General features: G+C 35.0%; 26 protein-coding genes. 14 read left to right on the plus strand and 12 right to left on the minus strand.

Annotation, left to right across the window (positions count from 1 at the left end; translation table 11 throughout):
* Positions 1-2: 2 nt before the first annotated feature.
* From HMPREF0766_RS01155 to HMPREF0766_RS01165, 4 genes are read left to right on the plus strand one after another with little or no spacing between them, the layout of a single operon-like run.
* Positions 3-494, plus strand: a complete 492-nt coding sequence (locus tag HMPREF0766_RS01155) for a M15 family metallopeptidase (protein ID WP_002992983.1) — start codon at positions 3-5, stop codon at positions 492-494.
* Positions 494-802, plus strand: coding sequence for a hypothetical protein (locus HMPREF0766_RS01160; protein ID WP_002992985.1), 309 nt, complete (start codon positions 494-496; stop codon positions 800-802). The genes HMPREF0766_RS01155 and HMPREF0766_RS01160 overlap by 1 nt, the downstream gene beginning before the upstream one ends.
* Complete coding sequence (locus tag HMPREF0766_RS22315; RefSeq protein ID WP_002992986.1) at positions 799-966, plus strand: hypothetical protein; 168 nt, start codon at positions 799-801, stop codon at positions 964-966. The genes HMPREF0766_RS01160 and HMPREF0766_RS22315 overlap by 4 nt, the downstream gene beginning before the upstream one ends.
* Positions 959-1,579 carry a hypothetical protein gene (locus tag HMPREF0766_RS01165; RefSeq protein WP_002992987.1) on the plus strand — a complete coding sequence of 207 codons (621 nt, stop codon included), beginning with the start codon at positions 959-961 and terminating at the stop codon, positions 1,577-1,579. The genes HMPREF0766_RS22315 and HMPREF0766_RS01165 overlap by 8 nt, the downstream gene beginning before the upstream one ends.
* Positions 1,580-2,039: 460 nt before the next feature.
* Here HMPREF0766_RS01165 and HMPREF0766_RS22690 read toward each other — a convergent pair whose 3' ends face one another.
* A complete protein-coding gene (locus HMPREF0766_RS22690; protein WP_002992989.1) occupies positions 2,040-2,246 on the minus strand; it encodes a DUF6965 family protein in 207 nt (68 codons plus the stop codon).
* Positions 2,247-2,931: 685 nt separating this feature from the next.
* Complete coding sequence (locus tag HMPREF0766_RS01185) at positions 2,932-4,209, minus strand: sensor histidine kinase (protein ID WP_002992991.1); 1,278 nt, start codon at positions 4,207-4,209, stop codon at positions 2,932-2,934.
* Between the two features lie 692 nt (positions 4,210-4,901).
* Between HMPREF0766_RS01185 and HMPREF0766_RS01190 the strand changes: the two genes are divergently transcribed.
* Genes HMPREF0766_RS01190 through HMPREF0766_RS01200 form a run of 3 tightly spaced genes read left to right on the plus strand, consistent with a single transcriptional unit; the run spans position 4,902 to position 5,752 of the window.
* Positions 4,902-5,237, plus strand: coding sequence for a hypothetical protein (locus tag HMPREF0766_RS01190; protein WP_002992992.1), 336 nt, complete (start codon positions 4,902-4,904; stop codon positions 5,235-5,237).
* On the plus strand, positions 5,237-5,515 hold the full coding sequence (locus HMPREF0766_RS01195) for a hypothetical protein (RefSeq protein ID WP_002992993.1): 279 nt from the start codon (positions 5,237-5,239) through the stop codon (positions 5,513-5,515). The genes HMPREF0766_RS01190 and HMPREF0766_RS01195 overlap by 1 nt, the downstream gene beginning before the upstream one ends.
* Positions 5,516-5,566: 51 nt before the next feature.
* A complete protein-coding gene (locus HMPREF0766_RS01200; protein ID WP_002992994.1) occupies positions 5,567-5,752 on the plus strand; it encodes a hypothetical protein in 186 nt (61 codons plus the stop codon).
* 50 nt (positions 5,753-5,802) lie between these two features.
* On the opposite strand, the gene HMPREF0766_RS01205 is transcribed toward HMPREF0766_RS01200, so the two are convergent.
* The gene (locus HMPREF0766_RS01205; protein ID WP_002992995.1) at positions 5,803-7,926 is read right to left on the minus strand and encodes a catalase; all 2,124 of its coding nucleotides are present in this window, start codon (positions 7,924-7,926) and stop codon (positions 5,803-5,805) included.
* Between the two features lie 229 nt (positions 7,927-8,155).
* Here HMPREF0766_RS01205 and HMPREF0766_RS01210 point away from each other — a divergent pair, with 229 nt between their 5' ends.
* Positions 8,156-8,404, plus strand: a complete 249-nt coding sequence (locus tag HMPREF0766_RS01210; RefSeq protein WP_002992996.1) for a hypothetical protein — start codon at positions 8,156-8,158, stop codon at positions 8,402-8,404.
* A gap of 81 nt (positions 8,405-8,485) precedes the next feature.
* Here the strand turns inward: HMPREF0766_RS01210 and HMPREF0766_RS01215 are convergent, their stop codons facing one another.
* From HMPREF0766_RS01215 to HMPREF0766_RS01250, 6 genes are all read right to left on the minus strand, one after another.
* Entirely contained in the window at positions 8,486-9,703 is a 1,218-nt protein-coding gene (locus HMPREF0766_RS01215; protein ID WP_002992997.1) for a transglutaminase-like domain-containing protein, read from the minus strand.
* Between the two features lie 86 nt (positions 9,704-9,789).
* Positions 9,790-9,999 carry a hypothetical protein gene (locus HMPREF0766_RS01220; RefSeq protein ID WP_002992998.1) on the minus strand — a complete coding sequence of 70 codons (210 nt, stop codon included), beginning with the start codon at positions 9,997-9,999 and terminating at the stop codon, positions 9,790-9,792.
* 408 nt (positions 10,000-10,407) lie between these two features.
* Positions 10,408-11,058: a DNA methyltransferase gene (locus tag HMPREF0766_RS01230; RefSeq protein ID WP_002993000.1), complete on the minus strand. Its 651-nt coding sequence runs from the start codon at positions 11,056-11,058 to the stop codon at positions 10,408-10,410.
* 5 nt (positions 11,059-11,063) lie between these two features.
* Positions 11,064-11,264, minus strand: coding sequence for a class I SAM-dependent methyltransferase (locus HMPREF0766_RS01235; protein WP_002993001.1), 201 nt, complete (start codon positions 11,262-11,264; stop codon positions 11,064-11,066).
* A 250-nt stretch (positions 11,265-11,514) separates the two neighbouring features.
* A complete protein-coding gene (locus HMPREF0766_RS01245; RefSeq protein WP_002993004.1) occupies positions 11,515-11,841 on the minus strand; it encodes a hypothetical protein in 327 nt (108 codons plus the stop codon).
* 69 nt (positions 11,842-11,910) lie between these two features.
* On the minus strand, positions 11,911-12,195 hold the full coding sequence (locus HMPREF0766_RS01250) for a hypothetical protein (RefSeq protein WP_002993006.1): 285 nt from the start codon (positions 12,193-12,195) through the stop codon (positions 11,911-11,913).
* 905 nt (positions 12,196-13,100) lie between these two features.
* On the opposite strand from HMPREF0766_RS01250, the gene HMPREF0766_RS01260 reads away from it, so the two are divergent.
* A complete protein-coding gene (locus tag HMPREF0766_RS01260; protein WP_002993009.1) occupies positions 13,101-13,727 on the plus strand; it encodes a histidine phosphatase family protein in 627 nt (208 codons plus the stop codon).
* Positions 13,728-14,169: 442 nt separating this feature from the next.
* Here HMPREF0766_RS01260 and HMPREF0766_RS22695 read toward each other — a convergent pair whose 3' ends face one another.
* Positions 14,170-14,259, minus strand: coding sequence for a hypothetical protein (locus tag HMPREF0766_RS22695; protein ID WP_428834888.1), 90 nt, complete (start codon positions 14,257-14,259; stop codon positions 14,170-14,172).
* Positions 14,260-14,718: 459 nt separating this feature from the next.
* Between HMPREF0766_RS22695 and HMPREF0766_RS01275 the strand changes: the two genes are divergently transcribed.
* The 3 genes from HMPREF0766_RS01275 (at position 14,719) to HMPREF0766_RS01285 (ending at position 17,905) form a co-directional block, all read left to right on the plus strand.
* Positions 14,719-16,104: an MFS transporter gene (locus HMPREF0766_RS01275; protein ID WP_002993014.1), complete on the plus strand. Its 1,386-nt coding sequence runs from the start codon at positions 14,719-14,721 to the stop codon at positions 16,102-16,104.
* Between the two features lie 171 nt (positions 16,105-16,275).
* The gene (locus tag HMPREF0766_RS01280) at positions 16,276-17,115 is read left to right on the plus strand and encodes an AraC family transcriptional regulator (RefSeq protein WP_236590570.1); all 840 of its coding nucleotides are present in this window, start codon (positions 16,276-16,278) and stop codon (positions 17,113-17,115) included.
* 79 nt (positions 17,116-17,194) lie between these two features.
* Positions 17,195-17,905, plus strand: coding sequence for an FAD-binding oxidoreductase (locus tag HMPREF0766_RS01285; protein ID WP_081454821.1), 711 nt, complete (start codon positions 17,195-17,197; stop codon positions 17,903-17,905).
* Between the two features lie 2 nt (positions 17,906-17,907).
* Here the strand turns inward: HMPREF0766_RS01285 and HMPREF0766_RS01290 are convergent, their stop codons facing one another.
* Together HMPREF0766_RS01290 and HMPREF0766_RS01295 are read right to left on the minus strand one after the other, a co-directional pair.
* Complete coding sequence (locus tag HMPREF0766_RS01290) at positions 17,908-19,080, minus strand: MFS transporter (RefSeq protein WP_002993019.1); 1,173 nt, start codon at positions 19,078-19,080, stop codon at positions 17,908-17,910.
* An 18-nt stretch (positions 19,081-19,098) separates the two neighbouring features.
* Positions 19,099-20,031 carry an alpha/beta hydrolase gene (locus tag HMPREF0766_RS01295; protein ID WP_002993020.1) on the minus strand — a complete coding sequence of 311 codons (933 nt, stop codon included), beginning with the start codon at positions 20,029-20,031 and terminating at the stop codon, positions 19,099-19,101.
* A gap of 160 nt (positions 20,032-20,191) precedes the next feature.
* Here HMPREF0766_RS01295 and HMPREF0766_RS01300 point away from each other — a divergent pair, with 160 nt between their 5' ends.
* Both HMPREF0766_RS01300 and HMPREF0766_RS01305 read left to right on the plus strand, forming a co-directional pair.
* Positions 20,192-20,560: a winged helix-turn-helix transcriptional regulator gene (locus tag HMPREF0766_RS01300; protein ID WP_002993021.1), complete on the plus strand. Its 369-nt coding sequence runs from the start codon at positions 20,192-20,194 to the stop codon at positions 20,558-20,560.
* Between the two features lie 42 nt (positions 20,561-20,602).
* Positions 20,603-21,178: a Crp/Fnr family transcriptional regulator gene (locus HMPREF0766_RS01305; protein WP_002993022.1), complete on the plus strand. Its 576-nt coding sequence runs from the start codon at positions 20,603-20,605 to the stop codon at positions 21,176-21,178.
* The last annotated feature ends 58 nt before the right edge of the window (positions 21,179-21,236 follow it).

The raw sequence follows: 21,236 nt of genomic DNA on the forward strand, positions 1-21,236 counted from the left end.
AAATGGCAGATAGAAGATTGCAATATGCGGATGAGATAACCTTAGCAAGAATTGAGCTTATGCATCCAAAAATTAGAGAGGAGGTAAGAGAAATATATCTCCAGATTAATACAGCCCTACCAAAAGGGGTTAGATTAAGATTGTCTCAGACTCTCAGGACATTCAAAGAACAGGATGAATTATTCAACAAACGTCCTAAAGTCACTAATGCAAAAGGAGGGCAGAGCATTCATAATTACGGATTAGCCTTTGATATAGTTATTCTTTATGATAAGGATAGTAATGGATCTTTCGAAACGGCAAGTTGGGCTTTAGACATAAATTTCATGAAGGTTGTTAATTTTTTTAAATCAAAAGGTTGGACATGGGGCGGAGATTGGAAAAGCTTTAAAGACTACCCACACTTTGAAAAGACATTTGGTAATACATGGCAATCTTTGATTGTGAAAAAAAGTGCAAAAGATAGTAATGGTAATTATTATGTGATTTTATAATGAAAGAAAACGAAGACTACATCGGGAATAGGGTAAACGACTTAGGTAAGATTTATAAATGGATTAAGGATAATCCTATGGCTTTTTTGTGTTCAGTTATGACGGTAATTGCTTTCTTATTCATTTGGCTATTCGTAGACGCTAAGAATGAGAATATCCGCATAACACAGCAGATGAGCAAGCAGATAACCGATGAAGTCAGAAGACAGGTGCCTATATCTGTGAGGGAGCAATTGCAGCCGATTAAAGATAGTGTGGATAACACCAAGTCTAACATAGATAAATTAATAGAAAGGGTGACAAAATGAAGAGAATAGCATTGTTTATAATCGTAATGGCAGCCACTACGGTAATGATATCATCTGGAACTGCTGGTGAATTGGAAAGAAGTCCTAATGTAGAGATGATAAAAAGTATGAATGAGCTTAAAAACTCTGTTGATTCATTAACTAGAATATTGAACCATGAGTAGTAAGTTATTGATATTATTGGCCATGCTCACACTTTCAGGGTGTGGCCTATTCCGTAAGTCATCAAAGAAATCTGAAAAGGTATCATTTGAAGTATCTCAAAAAAAGGATAGCATTTCTAGAGAAAGTATTAAGACTGATTCAATAGGCAAGAACTTATCTATCGATAAAGGGACGATAGTTACTGAAATTGAGAGAACGACTATTACCGAAAAGAAAGGCGGCACTATCAAAGGATCAATTCCTTTAGAGAGAATTCCAAAGGGCTTAGAAATATTACTGAAAGATTCAGCTGGCACAAAAATATCATTAATGTTAGATTCAATATCAAATCAATTGAACGTCCGAGTTGATCAGCCAGGAGAAAAAACAACAATATCTGAAAAGATTCACCACACTGAAAATAAAAATAAAACAGATCAACAGGAGAGCAGAACTAATAATGAAATTAACAAGGAAGCTACTGTGAATAGCCAGGGTAGAAAAAAGGTGTCGTTATCACAGATTAGTAAAGAAAGTGAACCGGATAACTGGAGTTTTATATTTTGGTGGATTGGGATAGGTTTAGGGGTTGTAGTTGTTATTTGGGGAATAAAAAAGTTTATATTTAATTAGCATAATTTATAACTTATCAGAATGGTGTTCATAAAGCCAAGTTATCATTTGATCTACTATTTCATTAAGTCCATCAAGCGGGAAAGTACTGTACTCAAACAACATAAAATGATTTGTTCTATTGAAATTCAGTTCTTTGAATTGACAATAAACTCCTGAATCTGGATGAATGCAAATCCACAATCTATCTGTCGTATTGTATTCAATTATAAAATGTTGCATATAAGAGCTTTTTTAGGCTAAAAGCTCTTATCAAAACTATATTAGACATAAAAGTTTATATAGTCCCATTATCGGACATTTAGAATATGTATGCAATATAACACAATTATAACAAACCTGATATAAATTTTAAAATACTAGCGAGGAAATATCCTCGCTACTACAGTAATCAATAAATAATCGCTAAATTAGGTAGATGTGTGATAAAGAGTATAAACAATTCTAAACTAATAATAATTCACTTATTTTCCAAAGCCTCTTTTAATTTTATGAGCATCAAATAAGAAGGACATTTATTAAGCTCCTTCTTCCAACTTTCACAAGCATTAAAACTCACTCTTAGGAATTCTCTTACATTAGTAACATACATGTGTGGTGCAATCCTTATCTCTGTGGGTAGATCTTGGGATTCAAAGAGTTGTTTCAGTTCTTCTAAGGATGTCATAACTTATTAGAATGGTGTTCATAAAGCCAAGTTATCATTGAATCTATTATATCACATAATTCATCTATAGGGTTTGTGCTGTATTCAAATATATTGAATTCATAAGTTCTTCTGAAGTAGTATTGTTTAAACTGGCAATAAACTCCGGTATCAGGATGAATACATATCCAGAGCTTGCTATTTTCATTATAATCAAGTTTAAATGTTTCCATCAAAATAGACGAAAACAAATATTGTTCCGTTTGTCGAGTTAAAAATTATTTATTGAAAATAATAATGGCGAGATAAAAACCTCGCCATTATCCCCAATATTTTAAAGATAGATGATTTAAAATTATAACATCACTAATATAATAATGTTTTAACACATATAAAAGAAAAGCGAGGTTGAGGCCTCGCTATATATTCCTGAAAGTGGTGTCTCTACCTACCACAGGATTAAGTTGATTTAAATTTATTCCCACTTATAAAAAAGCGAGGTGGGGAAAATCCTCGCTGTTTATTTAACCATTTAAATAGGTGATATTATCTAAAGTGCCGCTAAGGTATGTAATAAAAATGTTATAATTACTTTTTGCTAAAAAAAATGACGAGAATCATTAAATCCTCGTCATAAATCAACCTTTTAAAGGGTAATTTGAACTAAAAACAACGTAATATACTAAAAAAAATTCTATGATTTTTGTTAAATTTCGGTAAACTTGGGGAGTCCAACAGTAAAAACTGAACCTTTTTCTAAAACACTTTCTATTTCTACTATGCCTTTATTTCGTTCGATAAGATCTTTACATAATACAAGTCCAAGTCCTGCTCCGGGTTCATCTTCAGTCCCTATAGATTTTTGTTGAGAAACACTAAACAGTAGCTTTGATTTAAGAGAATTTATACCAATTCCCTCATCCTGAATATGGATTCTAATGTACTTTTCATCAACAGAGGAATAAATGTTAATAGTACCTGATACGTAACTAAATTTTATAGCATTACTAATTAAATTACGAAATATTATAATAGTATGATCTTTATCAGCAAAGATATACTGTTGGTCAGGAATCTTAACATTGACTTTCAGTTTCTTTGTCTGCATTTTATCCAAGAAGGATTTCACTATATCCATTATTAAGGGATATAGTGAAATTTGAGTAGAATAAATTTTAATCCCATTTAAATTAATACTTCCCCATTTAAGAAAGTCATCTAATGATTGATTTTGATGTACAATCTGTTGATAGATTTGGTCTATATATTCTATTGACGTATTATTATTAATAGTTTCTTCACGTAGCATTAGTACTAAAGATTCTAAACTTGCAAAAGGGCTTTTGATATCGTGAGCAATTATAGAAAATATTTTTTCCTTGTCTAAATTCAATTCTTGTAGACGTTGACGTTGTTTTTCAATCATGTCAGTATTATTATATATAATCTGCAGGAAGAAATTTACGATAATAACTATGAATATGAGCGCATTTGTAATGTTGAAGATTGCACGTGATTTTGGGACTAATTGTTCTGCAGGTATATCTACAGGTAATAGATTAAGAATTGCAATTGAGGAAGCTACTGCTATACAGAAGATTAAATGTAGCCGGCGGTCATTATAGAGTAACATAGAGGCAATCATAATACAAAGTAGAAAATATTCACCTCCATTTTTGTATAATAATGCTCCGATAAAAAAGAAAAAAAAATTACTGATTAAAAGTGTTGCTTTAGCGGAGTTGTGCTTCATATGATGTTGTAGAATAATAACAATTACCGAACATATGGTATTTGAAATATTTATAGCTGACAACAAATATCTCTGATCGAAAAGGTTTATAATAGAAAAACCAATTGTCGGAACTAAGCAAAATGTTGCGATAAGATTAATCATCATTACACGCTTCATTTCAATATAGGACATATCAGAATATACTCCCAAGTATGTGAACTTTTTCCAATATTTTAGAATGGCATTCATAACATACAGTAATAATTTTTCAAAGGAATTAGGGGCATAAAAACAATCAATAATTGTTAATCAAAGCTAATTTTTTCAAAACTAAAAAATTACAATCATAATATATGTTAAGAATAAAAAATTGAATTATGAAATTAGATGGCTGCTTGTAATCAAGAGGAATAAACAAGTAAAATTTGTAATAACTTAAGGGAAGCGAGGAGGGTTAGATCCTCGCTTAAACACTAACTATAAGCCTACTAGGACGGAGTTCTATAATAAACTTAATGAAGTTGCTAAATTAAAGCGAGATATTTCTACCTCGCTTAAGTGTTAACCAATATTGCAATATGATATTGTAAAAGTAATAATTGAATTCATCATTTTTAAGTGTATAAATACTGTAAATTACAGATATTAATACCTGTTTATTAACAGTATTGTTTACTAATCATAACTTATATATAACTTCGTTAAAATTTTTAATCATATGGTAGTCGTATTACTTTTGTTTGGGATTATCATCGTTATATGTTTGATATCGATATTAGTCCTACTGATTCAAGCTTATAAGAATCAGGATTATTAAAAAATATTACTCTCACCATTCATTAACCTAAGTAAAGGCAGTTAATTTTTTAGCTGCCTTTTATTGTAACATTTTATTCTGCCTCTTGTATAAATACTAAAAAACTTAGTAATTTTGACGTGCTATGAATAATTTTATGTTGAACAAGCAGAGGGAAGATGCTGCGATGCCTGCTAATTTTGAGATTCTAATTAAGGAGGCAAGGGTTAGTGGATATTGGATATATCATAAGTCAGCTGGCAAGTGGTATACGCCTGAGGAGTTTCAAGAGGTTGCAAGGGAATTGTATTCACGTGAGAGGGATGGAAAACGTAATAATTCAAGCGATTTTGCAGTTCGAGATCCATATTCTGGATTAAATGACCGGGTGAGGTGGGTGGATCAAATGAATACTGAGCTTCAGACCTTCAAAAAGAAAATTGATGAATATTTCCAAGTGCAATTGAAAAAGAAAAAGTGATGAAAGACTTGACTCCTTATCGCATTAACGCCATGCTCAATTATAACAGGACTCGGCGCACTGTATTAGTTGAAATAAGGCCAGGGAATATGGCCCCGAATACCTATACTTTATTTAATAAGGAAAAGACTTCAATGTATGTTTTTCGTAAGGATGATGACGAATGGTTACAGCATTACGGACAGCCTTTTGAAACAGATCTATTTTATGCCATAACGCAAATGCTGGATGAAATAGATCAAGATATTAATGGAATTGGTATAGATGTTGTTAGTTAAAATTTATCCTATAAATCTTACTTTTTGATATTTATTTTTTTTGTATAAACTATGAAAAAGATTGATTTAACTTTTACTGAATTTCAATACTTAGTTTTGGATGGAGATGACCTCCCTTTATTTACTTTTTCGGACAGAATGGAGGCGGAAAAATTTAAGGACGAGTGCTCTAATCCAAATGATTTTTATACTATTCTAAAAATACCAGTAAATCCAAACTGGAAGGTTATAAAATAAAGAAGGTCGTTTTTTAACGACCTTCAAACTAGATAAGAGAGAAACAATGGTTATGAAGGTACTTTTCTAGTATTTTCCCTTTCCCATACACGATGGCCTTTCATTGTTTTAATAAAATCTTCAATAAGGTTTCCGTCGGATTCAAAAATAACTCCTGAATCTTTATTTTTACTAAGATAAGTTCCATCAATAAGTTTTTCAGCACCAGTGGCAAAAGCTATTGCTTTACAGTGGCGGAAGCCCTCGTTAATAAAATGCAAATAATCTGGTTCGTCTTGTAATACACTTACAGAATCTCCTTCAGGTGTATAAAATGCATCATAACACACAGAGGCCTCTGTTAAATATGAAAATTCTATATCTGCAGTTCCACCTTCTTTAAACTTGACCTTTCCTACATTTGTGGAAATTAATACAGCTTCAGCTCCTTCTTCTTCAAGTGCAGTTTTCATCTTATCGATAGATTTTTTTGATACCCCATCCGCAATTAGAAATGCTACTTTTCTAGTTTCAATGGTTCCCTCTCCTGGTTTGGTTTTCATGCTTAATGCAGCAGATTTTTCAACTTCCGGTTTAGGAGTTTTAATAGGATATTCCGGATGATTTTGTCTTGCAAATTGTAGAGTCAGTTCATCCAATTCAGAAGCAGGTTCAATTCCCAAATTAGCACCTACACGTGCAGCTAATTCTTTATCAATTTGATTAAGTATTGCTAATTCTCTTTTGCGAACATCAACGGAATTAACTTTAGACAATTCAAAACTATAAGCATTAATCATGTGTTCCTGCTCTGGTTTCGATTGAGAATTAAAGAATAATCTAGCTTGGGTAAAATGATCTGCAAAAGAAGTAGATCTACGTCTTACTTTTTTGCCATCAACCTTTTCTTCATGACTTTTAAATCCATCTTCCCCTTTTAACATGGCGTGATAAGGACAACCTCCACCAAGACTATTAGGAAAATAGCTAACATTTCCTTTAAGAATATCCTGTCTTCCAAAACCATCCTTTTGATTGTTAAATTTACCATTCACTGAACGATTAATAGGAATCTCATGAAAATTAGGTCCACCAAGACGGTAGTTTTGAGTATCAGCATATGAAAATACTCTTCCTTGTAAAAGTGGATCATTTGTAAGATCTATTCCGGGAACGATGCGACCTGGATCGAAAGCAATCTGTTCTGTTTCTGCAAAGAAGTTTTCCGGATTTCTGTTTAAAGTCATAGTTCCGATTATTTCCACCGGAACTAATTCTTCGGGGACAATTTTCGTAGCATCTAATAAATCAAAAGAAAATTTATGTTCATCCTCTTCAGGGACAAGCTGTACACCCAAATCCCATTGTGGAAAATTTCCTTTTTCAATATTCTCCCATAAGTCACGACGATGGAAATCGGCGTCAAATCCCGATATTTTTTGTGCTTCATTCCATGCCACTGAATGAACTCCTAATTTTGGTTTCCAATGAAACTTTACAAATGTTCCTTTACCTTCTGCATTCACAAATTTAAATGTGTGAACTCCAAAACCTTCCATCATACGAAACGATCTTGGAATAGCTCTATCAGACATGGTCCACATAACCATGTGAGCCGCTTCCGGCATCAAGGATATAAAATCCCAAAAAGTATCATGAGCAGAAGCAGCTTGAGGCATTTCATTATTCGGTTCCGGCTTAACTGCATGAACAAGATCTGGAAAATTCATAGCATCCTGTATAAAAAATACAGGAATATTATTTCCTACCAAATCATAATTACCGTCTTCAGTATAGAACTTAACAGAAAAACCTCTAACATCTCGAGCTAAATCAGTAGACCCTTTAAATCCTGCAACTGTTGAAAACCTAACAAATAGTGGTGTTACAGTACCTTTCTTAAGAAATGAAGCTTTAGTATATTTAGAAATATCTGCTGTAGCTTCGAATATTCCATGAGCTCCAGATCCCCTTGCATGAACTACTCTTTCAGGGATTCTTTCTCTGTCGAAATGAGCCATTTTGTCCTGATAGATGAAATCTTCTATCAAAGCAGGCCCACGCTCGCCTGCTTTTAGCATATTGTTGTTGTCCTCTATTGGAACACCATCATTTGTGGTGAGAAGGCGCCCATTATTATCAATGACATGATCATCAATTTGCTGTACTTTTTTGTTCTCTCTTTGGTTTTTCATAGTTATTATAATTAGCCTTTATGATAGTAGACCATTTATAAACAATCTATGAAGCGTAAAGTTTCCGAGTTTGGGTATTATATAGAAGTTCGTATAAAACTTCTATTGATTCTGATTGTTTAGAATTTATGTGTAAATACTGAAAATATTACAGATATTGAAGAATTTGAGGTGTGGCTTTAATAGCTGAAATGTCTGTATAAATATACAATTTAAATAAACATTGAATATGAAAGAAATTACTCGGGATCAGATTAAAAGCAAAATAGAAGAATTGAAGGAGGATTTCATTAAGTTAAATCCTAAAATGAAAGGGTTATCTTCTGATGAGATTTACAATTCATATTTATACGATAATCAACTTGAAGTACCATTATCTGGTGATGGAGAATCTGCAGAATGGAGGATTAAAAGTAGAATTGAAATGGAGGAATTACAACCTGAAAAATTTAAAAAATTTTTAAAAAATAAGGAGTAAGACTTAGCTTACTCCTTAACTTGGTAATTACATTCATGCATGTAAAGCATTTCATCAACAAGTTTTTCTATTGCAGTGTTTTTATTCAGGAGATTTCCAGAAGTAAGCCGGGTTATGAGTAATAACATTATTTTTTAAATATTTATTACTGTCTTTCTCAAATCCACTTGGGATTAAAGAGATGAATTGCAAATCTTTATCTGCTGGCCGGTATCTACTCTCTGTATTAAATTGGCTTTTGTTTGTGCATTGAATCCAATATAAATTCTTTGCCATATAGTAATCCAAATACCAAAGTTTAGTTACTTTAGTCTCAGCATTTAGCTTCATTGATTGATTGTTTTTTAATCCCTCCCTGACTTCTTCAATGCTTAGTAAATTATTATTGTCATCCATTACAAAAGCACCATGCGAAGGATCCATCCATAGCCATTTTTTTAATGTTTCAGAATATACACTATTGATTACATGACAATCTGTATCTTGGTCATCTTTTGGCATACATGTGACATATCTGGATTTAAATCCCATCGCAAGGTAAAGTTCATTTAGTGTCATGGCTTTATGTCTACAATTAATTCCTTTTCCTGTCGACTTGTGGTAGTTATAGAAATCAATGGCATCAAATTCACACAAAGCCCAATTGCTTCCGTCATACTTAATGTTATTAGCAACAAATAGCATAATATTTCGGATTTTAGAAATTTCATCTCCACTTCCAGCTATAGAATCCAAATTGAAGAAATTTTTGACCTCAACTAAATTCCGATTATTTGAGTCTTCATATTTAAATACCGGCATAGATTCATAATTTTCCGAAAGATAATTTCCTGACTGTTGTAATAAGAATAGTTTATCATATTGCTTCAATTGGCTGAACGCTTTAATAAACTTGGTTTCCTTACGGATATTATTTAAATCAGCATCGTTCAAAGCATTTTGATAATCAGTATATCCCCATTTAATTGATTTTTCGAAACTTGTGATAGCTTGTTTTTTTTGATTAAGTAATGATTGTAAACATGCAAGGTTATAGTACACATTTGCATATATTTCTGTGATAGTGGGTTTAAAATCTTGCTTTTCTTTCTCAGATAACTGTAAAGTATCTAATGTAGCAGCTATTTTATCTAAAATTGCTGCTGCTGTATGATAATCTTTTGCTGGATAATGGGTGTTATACTCTTGCTCTAACTTTTTAAAGTCTGAAAGAAATTTATTCCATTTTGGAGAACTAGTTTGCGCAAACGAGCTAAATGTTAGAAATGCTATCAGAAAAAATGTAATTAAAAATTTCATTCGACTTAAGGGTTATAATAATTGATTAGACTTATAGATATAAATATATATTTTTTTAAAATATTACTCAAATTGCTGTCGGATTTTTATGACACATACTCCCTCAGATAGTACCCAAACCAAAACCAGTCTTCCGGCTTGATCGTTTCTCCCGGCTTTGGTGTGAACTCAATGTATTCCCTGTCTTTATTAGTGCCCTTGACAACATCGCAGCGCATAGCTATACCCTGAGCATATATATTAGTAGTTATTGCTTCGTCGATTATTTGGACGATCTTTTCTTCTGATATTCTCATTTCGATAGTATAATTTAAATTGTTGGTGTGTGGTTACGGGTTTCCGTAAGTTAATTTTGATTGTTTTAGTATTTTTATTTTTGATATTTGATTAATAAGATGGAAGGATATTATGATAAAAAAATTAGGAATTTTGCTACTATTGGCAGAATATCCGTTAATTTTATTTGGATTTTAACTTTATTGTCAATTTTGAACAATTTTACGAATTGGTTTAGTGAATATGATGATATACAAGAAGAGTATGTTGAAAATTTTAAAACAATATTTATGATTTCTCTTTATACATGCTTTCCTATGACTGGAATTATTTGGTTATTGCGAACAAATAAATCAGATAATCAATAAAATAATAATCCGTGTGTTATCCTCCATCTATATAAGCAAGTAAGAGAGATTTTATAAGGGTCAAAATAGTTGTAGTTGGTTAGTGTGCCTACGGATGCGATCAATAGCACTTTGATAGTACTCCTGATCCAGTTCACAAGCTGTTAATTCATATCCGTAATCGTGACATGCGATTGCTATACTGCCTGAGCCGAAGTGAGTGTCAATGATCTTATAGCCTGGTTTAGCATATTTATCTAACAACCACTTGTAAAGAGCAACGGGTTTTTGATGGGGATGTATTTTATCAATTCCAGTTTCAGATTCTTTTCGAGCTCCATCCCATGAGTGACGATATATAGCTGCCGGAATTTTTATGCTTGTTGCTGCAATCTCAACTTGTGATGAAAACGAAGTTTTATCAGACATTTTTTTATCCCAAACAATTAGATAGTTGGTAGGAGGAAAGAATTGGGTATAATAATTCCACCCCCATACTATCCAATTCTTACTTACTCTAATTAACTCATTGAAATATTTTTCATCAGGAATAGACTCGTTCTGATATGAGCCCTTATACTTATCGGCAGTGTTCTTACGTTTTTTCCAATCAGGTCCAATCCCATAAGGAGGATCCACAATTGCCAAATCGAAGTACTTCTCAGGATAGCGAGACATCATAACCATGTTGTCTTCGTTAGTTATTGTTAGTTTATCGGTTAAGTTCATCATGCAGTCTATCTTTTAATTGATTCCGGCAGAGCTAAATCATCATTAAGCTCGCAGCATATAACATTTGCGCCTAATTCCACCATTTCATCTATAATATCTCCTTTTCCTGAACTCGGCTCAAGCACTGTTTTACCTGTCAATTCATATGGGGCAAGCATTTGATGTATCACCTCTTTTGGTGTAGGGAAAAAATCTTTATTAAACATAATTTTAGGATTTTAAAATTTCATTTTCGCTTCTGTCCGCTGAGCCCATTCTATACGGGCCTGGGGGAATTAAGTTTGCTTTGTTTAACTTCAATGATTCCTTCCTTTCCTCTATATCCTAAGTAATCCATGTACCAGCGAGAAACAGTACGAATTCCGCACCCTATCTTATGTGAAACCTCAACAATAGTGTTGCTTTTGTGCAACAGTTCCATTGCAAATGCTCTGGTCTTTAGAGGATATTTATGCTTCATATTTCCTCCCTTTCTGGAGCAATGTCATATATTCCAGGATAGATTTGAAGGACCTCGAAATCAATAGGACTCTTACTTCCTAAAAGCTTCAAGATGATTATCAGCTTTGATATATCATTAACCTCAGGGAGCTCTTTGTAAGAGTTGTCACATTGAAGAAAGACTTTACGCATGGAAACAACATCTATAGTTATTCCGTTTCCTAACCAAATGGTTCTATAATTCTCACAACCATCACCCCAACAATTTCCCCCATCTTCAAACCCAATACTTTTCAAAAGATCTACAGGGAATGGAACAGAATATTTCATATTTAAATCCATGATTCTAAAATTTGAAGTGTTAAATAAAGACCTATAGCTAATAATAGTAGTGATGCGAGTTTTACAACATCAATAACTTGCTGAACCAAAAGCTTCTTTTGGCCAAATTTTTTGTAAGTAATCTTTTGCATAATCCGGTAATTTTAATCGTTTAACATATTTAAAATCCTCTGTGAATTCATATTCAGTCCAACCAGCATCTATAAGTTTCATCACGGCTATCTTCAGACTATTTTCTCCTCCTTTTTTTGTTACTAATTCAGAAAGTGAAGCAGATTGACCTTCTGGAATTTTTTGCTGTAAGATCTTTAAAGCTTTAGCTAATGGATCTTTAAATGTTTCTGAATATTTCATATAAGCAACTTTATGAATACAATAATTGAATCGATATATTGAAAACAAAATTATATAATGTTTCTTAAAGTTGCAAATAAGAAACATTTAAATTTTACTTTTTTTTATTATTAATAAGTTACAAAGGGGTGTATATTTGTTTTGTCAAGGTGTGTAGATAGATGTTTCTTAACATGTTTTTACAGAAACTTTTGTTATTATGCAAGTTGAAAACTTTACAAATGATTTACAGTTTTACTTTTTGTGGATTTTAAATTATTATAAATAAGCACTTTAGGTTGGTTAGAGCGCAGGATTCATAACCCTGAGGTCGGCAGTTCGATCCTGCTCCCCGCTACAAGAAAGCAGATACGCAAGTATCTGCTTTTGTTGTTTTTAGTGGTTTGAAAGGGGTATTTATCAGGATTCATATCCGCCAGCTGGCGGACTGCAGTTCGATCCTGCTCCCCGCTACAAGAAAGCAGATACGCAAGTATCTGCTTTTGTTGTTTTTAGTGGTTTTGAAAGAGTTATTTATCAGGATTCATATCCGCCAGCTGGCGGACTACAGTTCGATCCTGCTCCCCGCTACAAGAAAGCAGATACGCAAGTATCTGCTTTTGTTGTTTTTAGTGGTTTGAAAGGGGTATTTATCAGGATTCATATCCGCCAGCTGGCGGACTGCAGTTCGATCCTGCTCCCCGCTACAAGAAAGCAGATACGAAAGTGTCTGCTTTTGTTGTTTTTAGTGGTTTTGAAAGAGTTATTTATCAGGATTCATATCCGCCAGCTGGCGGACTGGAGTTCGATCCTGCTCCCCGCTCAAAAATTATAGCTTCAACATTTTTCATTCTTTTAATTTTAGATACCCCTATTTTTTACTAATTTGAACATTAAATTAGACAAACTTACGACTATTAAATATCATGGGTAAAGTCAAAAACATAATCACTATACAGCATCCTGAATCTGTGCATCATATCAATGGGATGATCGGCTCGTGGACAGACTGGCCGCTTACTGAAAGCGGTCGGGAGCAGGCGTCAAATATTGCTTTTAACCTTGGAAAGGAAGTGGAAGGTAAATCGTATTTATTATATTCTTCGCCACTATTGCGTACCAAAGAAACTGCTGAGATAATAGGTGCCACATTACTGATCACACCTCAGTTTTCAGATGCCTTAAAAGAGCGCAGTCTGGGAAAGGCAGTCGGTCAGTCAGTTGCCTGGTTGAAAGAAAATATTGAAAGGGAAGAATTGACTGTATTTGACCGGTGTTTTGATGATGCAGAATCCCGGAGTGATGTATGGGAGCGTCTGTATCCCTTCTACGATGATGTTTTAAGTGATGCTGCCGAAAACATTATCTTGATATCACATGGTGACACATTAAGTATTTTTAATGTAATGTGGCTCGGTCTGGAGTTGGAAGCGCTGAATGCTATAGAACTATATGGCGTAAGTGGAAGCATTTCCTTCTTGCAGCAAAATATTGAAGGTAAGCGTATTATCAGGAAGCTTGGCGATACTTCGTATATGAAAATTATGTCTTAACTGAAAGTTGACCTCATATATATTATGGTTTGGAAAGATTTTTAATTTGCTTTTCAATCATTTCTTTTTCGTTTGCTGATTTCGATAACTCCAGTGCAAGTTGGTAATGCCGTACCGCTCTGGGAATATCACTTGTTGCGTATAAATTGCCCAGTAACATATAGTAATATTCATTACGGACCAGATCCCGCTTTTCCAATACAGCGATTGCATTTTCGCTTCCATAAACCTTTGCAAAAGCGAACGTCCTATTTAAAGCAGTGATCGGAGCGTACTCAATAAGCAGGAGCTCATCGTACAGATCAAGTATATATTTCCATTTTTGTTGGCTCTCCGTTTTATGCCAATAGACGATACCTGCTTCTAAATGATACCTGGATATGACCTTATCTTCTATAGACTTTATAAGGAAATAATTGCTGCGGTTTATGAGCGACTGATCTCAAAGTGTCCTGTCCTGATCTTCAAACAAAATGGTCTCTCGTGTAGCACTTTGCCTAGCTTCCAGTCGTGAACTTTGAAGACACATCATTGCAAGTTTTTCATCTTTTAAGTTCCATGTTTCCGTTTCCTTTTTAATAGTACTCCATGCTTTTTGCTGATATCTCTCAATGAATTTCCTACAGACTTCCTCATATATTTATTTTCGCTTTCCCTATGTTGGCTGATGAAGCTGATGGCCACATCGGGATGGTCTTCAAAATAAGGACGGGTCGTCCATTAAACGGTGTGGTTAAGAAGAATAATACAAAACCAATTCACAAAGTCAGATTGATCTTTAGTCAGGTTATCTTTTCCTATGTAGATGTTAAAACATTCATTACCTTTGGAAGGTATCCAAATGTGTATTTTGTGATACGATATTAGTTCAATGAATTTTGCATACATGATTTGGGATTAATATCTACTATTGTTATTGTAGATGATACTTTTGGTATAAATTGTTATACAACATTGTGGCTTTTCTTACTTAGCAATCTTAAGCAGAGACATGAATACAGATTCCGTTAAAAAATTTCTTCCATTGATATTAGCCACTGCGATTTTCATGCAGATGCTGGATTCTACGATTCTCAATACATCTCTACCGGCTATCGCCAGAGATCTCAATGAATCTCCACTTGACATGCAGAATGCGATTGTAAGCTATGTCTTGACATTGGCCTTATTTATGCCTGTCAGCGGATTTTTGGCAGATAAATTCGGTACTAAGCATGTTTTTATTGCGTCATTATTTTTATTTTCCCTTGGTTCTCTTTTCTGTTCGTTATCACAAAACCTGAACGAATTGGTTATTGCCCGGGTTTTTCAGGGTGTTGGAGGTAGTCTGATGACTCCAGTTGGAAAATTAGCGCTCATCAAAACATTCGATAAAAAAGAACTGCTCAAAGCAATCAATTATGCAATTGTTCCGGCATTGATCGGACCTGTCCTGGGACCTCTGGTTGGTGGGTATCTTGTCGATTACCTGTCCTGGCACTGGATTTTTCTGATTAATATTCCAATCGGTGTTTTAGGGATTATTTTAGGTTTAAAATATATGCCTAATTACAAATCCCCAATCACGGACTTTGATTTGAAAGGCTTTCTCATTTTTGCAATGGCCTCTTTGTTACTTTCAATTTCGTTGGAACTATTTGGCAATGCAAATAATATCACTCCTGTGCTATTGGGATTTTTATTGGGATTTCTCATGTTGTTCTTCTATTACAAACATGCCAGAAAAGATAACAATCCTATATTCCCGCTTAATCTTTTTCAGGTCCGTACGTTTCGGGTCGGCATTTTGGGGAATCTCGCGACAAGATTGGGAATCAGTTCAATTCCGCTTTTGGTTCCGCTTATGATCCAGATAGCATACGACCGGTCGGCATTTACTTCCGGCTGGATTGTTGCACCAATGGCGCTCACCTCGATTTTTGGGAAATCAGTTGTTATAAAGATCCTGGATAAGTTTGGTTACCGCTCAACATTGATGGTAAATACATTTATTATTGGTATACTGATTTGTAGCCTGGCCATACCGGGTATTCACAACTCCATTTATTGGTATGTTCCAATTCTATTGTTGCTTGGTTTTTTCAACTCTATTCAGTTCACATCAATGAACACGATTACAATCGCCGACCTCCGTACCTTTCAGACGAGCAGTGGTAATTCGTTGGTATCTGTCAACCAACAGTTTGCTGTAGGATTCGGGATCGCATTTGGGCTGATTATTCTGAAAATCTTTGAAGGCGATACTAAGTTCATTCATAATCAGATTCACAACGCCTTTCGATACACATTTCTTATTGTTGGTGTGCTCACTATTCTTTCTGGTTTGGTTTTTCGAAGACTTAATTTTAGAGATGGTGATAATTTGAAATCTGTTTAGATGATAATTGCTTAGGTTGCTTGTATCCAATCTGTATATGCGTTTAGTAGACGAGACAAAAAACATGCAATACTCGAAATGACTAAATGCTGATTGGAAATAGTTAATTTATAATTTTACGGAACAATAGAAAAATCAATGCCTGCAAAATCTTCCATACCCATAAATGCTATGACAGCCGAATTCGGCATTGGTGTCTTTATAAGGAAAATGACAAGCGAGGATTTTCATTTATACGAAGGCTTAGAACAGTTCGATGATTTAAAAGAAGCTCATCGAGATGAATATCATTTGTGTTGCTTGCAGGAGCAAGGTACAACAACCATTGAAATTGACTTTAAGCGATATGTCGTAAATCCTTCATCCGTTGTTTTCATTCGTCAAAACCAAGTGCACCGAATTTTAGCATTTAATAACGCAGCAGTAAGCATGTGGGCGATCAGTAATGAAAATCTTAATCCCGAGTATTTAAAACTGCTGGAAGACATTACTCCTGCGCAACCGTTGATATTAAAAGCAGAAGCATTTTCTTTGATTTCCGAAGCCGTATCCCTTTGCTTAAAACTATCGGATAAAAAAGACGAAAAGCTATACCATTCCTTGTTTGCCGACAGTTGTTCTACTTTAACCGGATTAATCATTGCACAATATTTAGGTCAATTAAAGTCGATAGATAAGCTTTCAAGATTCGAAATAGTAACCAAAGCATTTAAAGAAATATTGGAACTCAACTACATCACAGTTAAAAGTCCGACAGCCTATGCTCAACAATTAAATATTTCTTCCCCATATTTGAATGAGTGTGTAAAAAGATCTACAGGGTATTCTGTCTCGCAGCACATACAACAACGGGTAATTTTGGAAGCCAAGCGTTTACTTTATTATACGGATAAATCGGTGAAGGAGATTGCTAGCGGATTGGGATATGACGACTATCCTTACTTTTCGCGGATGTTTACCAAAGTGGCCGGAATGTCCGCTTTGGTATTCAGAAACAAAAACCGCATTTAGTCCAATGCTTACTGTTTTCTCACATTGCCTGAAACCGGAATTTATTGTTGCTTTGCATTATATTTAAATTTGATAAGCAATGATTTCAAGCATGCCAAAATGGTTGATCGGCTTATTTGGTAACAAATTAAGCCCCAATGTAACGGTTGTTCAAATTACTTCCTTAAGTCCTCAAGTAAAGAAGATTTGTTTTAAAGGTGATATATCAGACTGGAATTTTTCCATTGGATATGCTTCTGTAATTCGTGTCAGTGAAATCGAATTCAGAAATTACACGGTTGCGTATCATGACAAAGAAAACGGCGTTTTTGATATTATTTTTCATATTCACGGTAATGGAATTGGCAGTAAATTCATTGACAGTCTAAACGTAGGCGATGATTTGTTTATCAGTCCGCCGCGGGGAAAAAAACTATATGAACCCAAACGGAAACAGCAATTTTTCTTTGGAGATGAAACTTCACTTGGGGTTGCCTATGCCCTTATGCCATTGCTGAAAGAGAACAGGCATCAATTTCAATTTTATTTTGAGCTGGACGAAGAAAATAAGAATGTCCCCGGGCTTTTTGCATTAGAAAATTACACGGTCTTCCCGAAGGACAAATCATTCAGAGATGAAAAATGGATAAGTAGTTTACCATTATTTCAAACGGATACTTGGCATGCCGCAAATCTCGCATTAGTCGGCAATGTAAAATCTATTCAGACATTCAGAAAGGTATTAAAAAATAAACCCCTGGGCACTATTTCTTCCCAGGGTTATTGGCTGGAAGGTAAAAAAGGATTGTAAACCTAAATTTTAGAACATTCAATTCCCATTTCTGAATTACTTTTTTCCAGCCATTTTCGAAGTACGATCATCGTAAACGACAGTATACCGAATGACAGTGTAAGCCAGGGAGTATATTGAACACCTCTGGTGGCAATGATCCATCCACCAACCGTGGTGCCTAATGTAATACCCATATTGCCAAAAGAAGTCGCAAGGCTATTGGCAAATTCCAACGATTGTGGCGCAGATGAAATCATGTAGGTTGACGCATTTAAAAAACTTGGGGAATACAAAAATCCCCAAAGAGCGATCACAACAATTACGGCGAAAGTGTTAGTGCCTGAAAAGTGTAATAATAGCGGGATCAAGATTGTCCCCGACAAAAATATTGCGGTGGTATTGGTTACGTTTTTGTTCAGCATTTTGCCCGCCACTCGATTCGCTATAACCCCAACCATGCCAAATAAAAACAGCATATAGCTGACCATTGTGTTATCCATACCTTTGGTTTTGTTCAGGTATTCTGCAAAATAGCTGTATGTAGCAAACCAACCGGCTATCATGAAAAAGTTCATCCCTGTACTGACTATAAATATTGGTTGTCTTAGTATTTTTAACTGGCTTCCGTAGGATCTTTTTGCGACAACTGGCATATCTGGCAGAAGGAAATATATCGCTGATAATGCGATAGTGCTCACCACAGCCTGTATCATAAAGGAATACTCCCACGACACTCTGCTGGCTAGCCATGTGGCAAATGGGACGGTAGAAACCATGGCTATGGCAATGCCGCTGAAAACGATGCTCATCAATTCATTTTCATTTTTCTTTTCGCCTTGAGCAACAGCTACTGATAAGGCGGTTGCAATGTAAACAGGTTGTAAAAAGGCCGGCAGTATACGCACAAGCATTAGTAGCCAGAATGGTGGGGAAATGGAGGAGATAATTCCTGTAAAGAGAAAAATAGAGATTGCACCGAACATTACTTTTTTACGGTCAAAGCGCGACATCAATAATGTCATAAATGGACCGGTCAGTGCTATGACCAAGGCAAATGCACTGAGTAGCATTCCTGCTTTATCAATAGAGATGTTATAATGCGTTGCAATTTGCGGTAAAATACCAATGACTCCGAATTCGGTAGTAATGACAGCAATAAATCCCAAACACCCGATGTATGCGTATTTTTTCATGTGAACTTACCTGATAATTTAATTTAGGTTTTCCTTTGTAAATGCTGCTATCTCCAGAATAGCCTCTTTGGTTTCTTTTAGAACAGCTCCCATGTGCATAAAGCCATGTACCATATCTTTATAAACAACAGTTTTGACATGCACTCCGGAAGTTTTCATATTTTCTGCCAGTTGCCTGCCTTCATCGCGCAAAGGATCGTGTTCAGCCAGTAGAACTAAGGCCGGTGGTGTGTCTTTAAAATCTTTGATCAACAAGGGAACCGCTAACTGGTTATGTTGATCTTCTGGAGTGGACAAGTACCAGTTCCATGCCCTTATCCCTTCTTCTTTATTAATTATCGGGCCGGTTTCATATTTTTGCCAAGATACTGTGTTTAATTTATTATCTGCCGCAGGATAAATCAGAACCTGAAATTTTAACTTTCGGCCAAGCTGGGTAGCAGCACTTACTGCCAATGCGCCTCCCGCACTGTCGCCAATAATGCCGATCTTATTTTTATTAATGTGTAAATGATCTGCATTGCTAATAATCCATTGGGTGGCAGATAGGGCATCATTTAAACCTGCAGGAAAAGGGTGTTCAGGTGCCAAACGGTAATCGACAAAGACTATGGCTTCCCCTGTAGCATTGGCTAGTTGACGAACGACCGCATCATGTGTTTCAAAACTCCCCGAAACAAACCAGCCGCCGTGTAGGTAAATGATGGCTGCAGATTTTTCACGCTCCACACCTTTAGGTCGGTAAATTCTTACCGGTATTTCATGGTTATTGCCAGGGATATTAAACTCCTCGATAATGGTGACTGGTTCTTTTTTACCGCTCAACTGTACTGCCATCGTTTCATATCCTTTTCGGCCTATATCTAAAGGAGTTTTGCCGTCAAACACATGAATCATTTGTATATTTTCCATTATTTTGTTTATTTCCGGATTGAATTGAACTGTCTTCATTTTTGTGTTGTTAATTGTTTTGCAGGAAATTATTCCCGATATTATGATTGCTCCTAATGAATATCTCATGTTCTGCTTAATTCTTTGTACAAAATTAGATAGAAGTAATACATTTGTAGCGTACGCAGCTGATTGTATGGTACTAACAAATTTGTAAGTAATGGGAAAAAGAAAAGAAAATTCAACTAATAGTTTGAATGAAAGTTATATCGTTGAGAATTGCGATCTTACTTATGCCGTCTGTAAAATAGGAGGTCGATGGAAGTTGCTTATTCTTTGCAAACTTGAGAATGGTAAACTGCGTTTCAGTGAATTACGTAATCAGATTAATGGGATAACGGAGCGCATGCTCACCCTACAGCTTCGGGAATTGGAAAAAGAAGGTTTAGTAAAAAGGACTGTTTATGCAGAAGTTCCTCCGCGAGTAGATTATGAATTGACTGCTATTGCAAAGGAGTTAGTTCCTATATGGAGCCAATTGAGCCAATGGGGAGCAAAACATAAAAATCTAGTGCAACAAAGAAAGTAACTTCCCTTTGGATTTGATTCATTTTGTTTCTTTCTTTGTTGAATGCACGATCAGTTTCTCAAACTTATATCGCAAACTGTTAGACTTTCTGAACAGGAGATAGAACTATGTTTTCAATATTTGGAACCTGTGCATTATCCTAAAAACAAGATTTTGGAAGCGGAAGGTAAAATTCCCCGATATCTTTATTTTGTTGTTTCTGGCTTTGTACGCCTATTCTACTATAATGAGAAGGGCGACGAAGTGACCACACATATTAATTGTCCTCCCGGATTCATTACTGCGTATGCTAATTTTGCCAATCAGACTCCCTCTGATGAAAACCTGGAATGTGTTACTGAATGCGAACTTTTACGCATAAAAAAGAGCGCGCTGGACGACCTTGTTCAACAAAGTCCGGCCTTTAGAGATTTCAGTATTATCGTGTTACAGCAATCACTTGCCTACAATGAAAGACGAGCTAAAGACATGGCAGTACTGAGTGCAGAGCAGCGTTATCTTAAATTATTAGATGAACAACCTGAGTTGTTACATAATATACCCATGCAGTATATAGCTTCTTTTCTTGGTATGAACGCTAAAAGTTTGAGTCGTATCCGCAGAAAAATTATTAAGTAACATTTGCGAACTGATTTTGAAAGGGTAAGGCTGACATTTGCTTTATCATTTAAAATCG

The organism is Sphingobacterium spiritivorum ATCC 33861 (assembly GCF_000143765.1).
Taxonomy (GTDB): Bacteria; Bacteroidota; Bacteroidia; order Sphingobacteriales; family Sphingobacteriaceae; genus Sphingobacterium; species Sphingobacterium spiritivorum.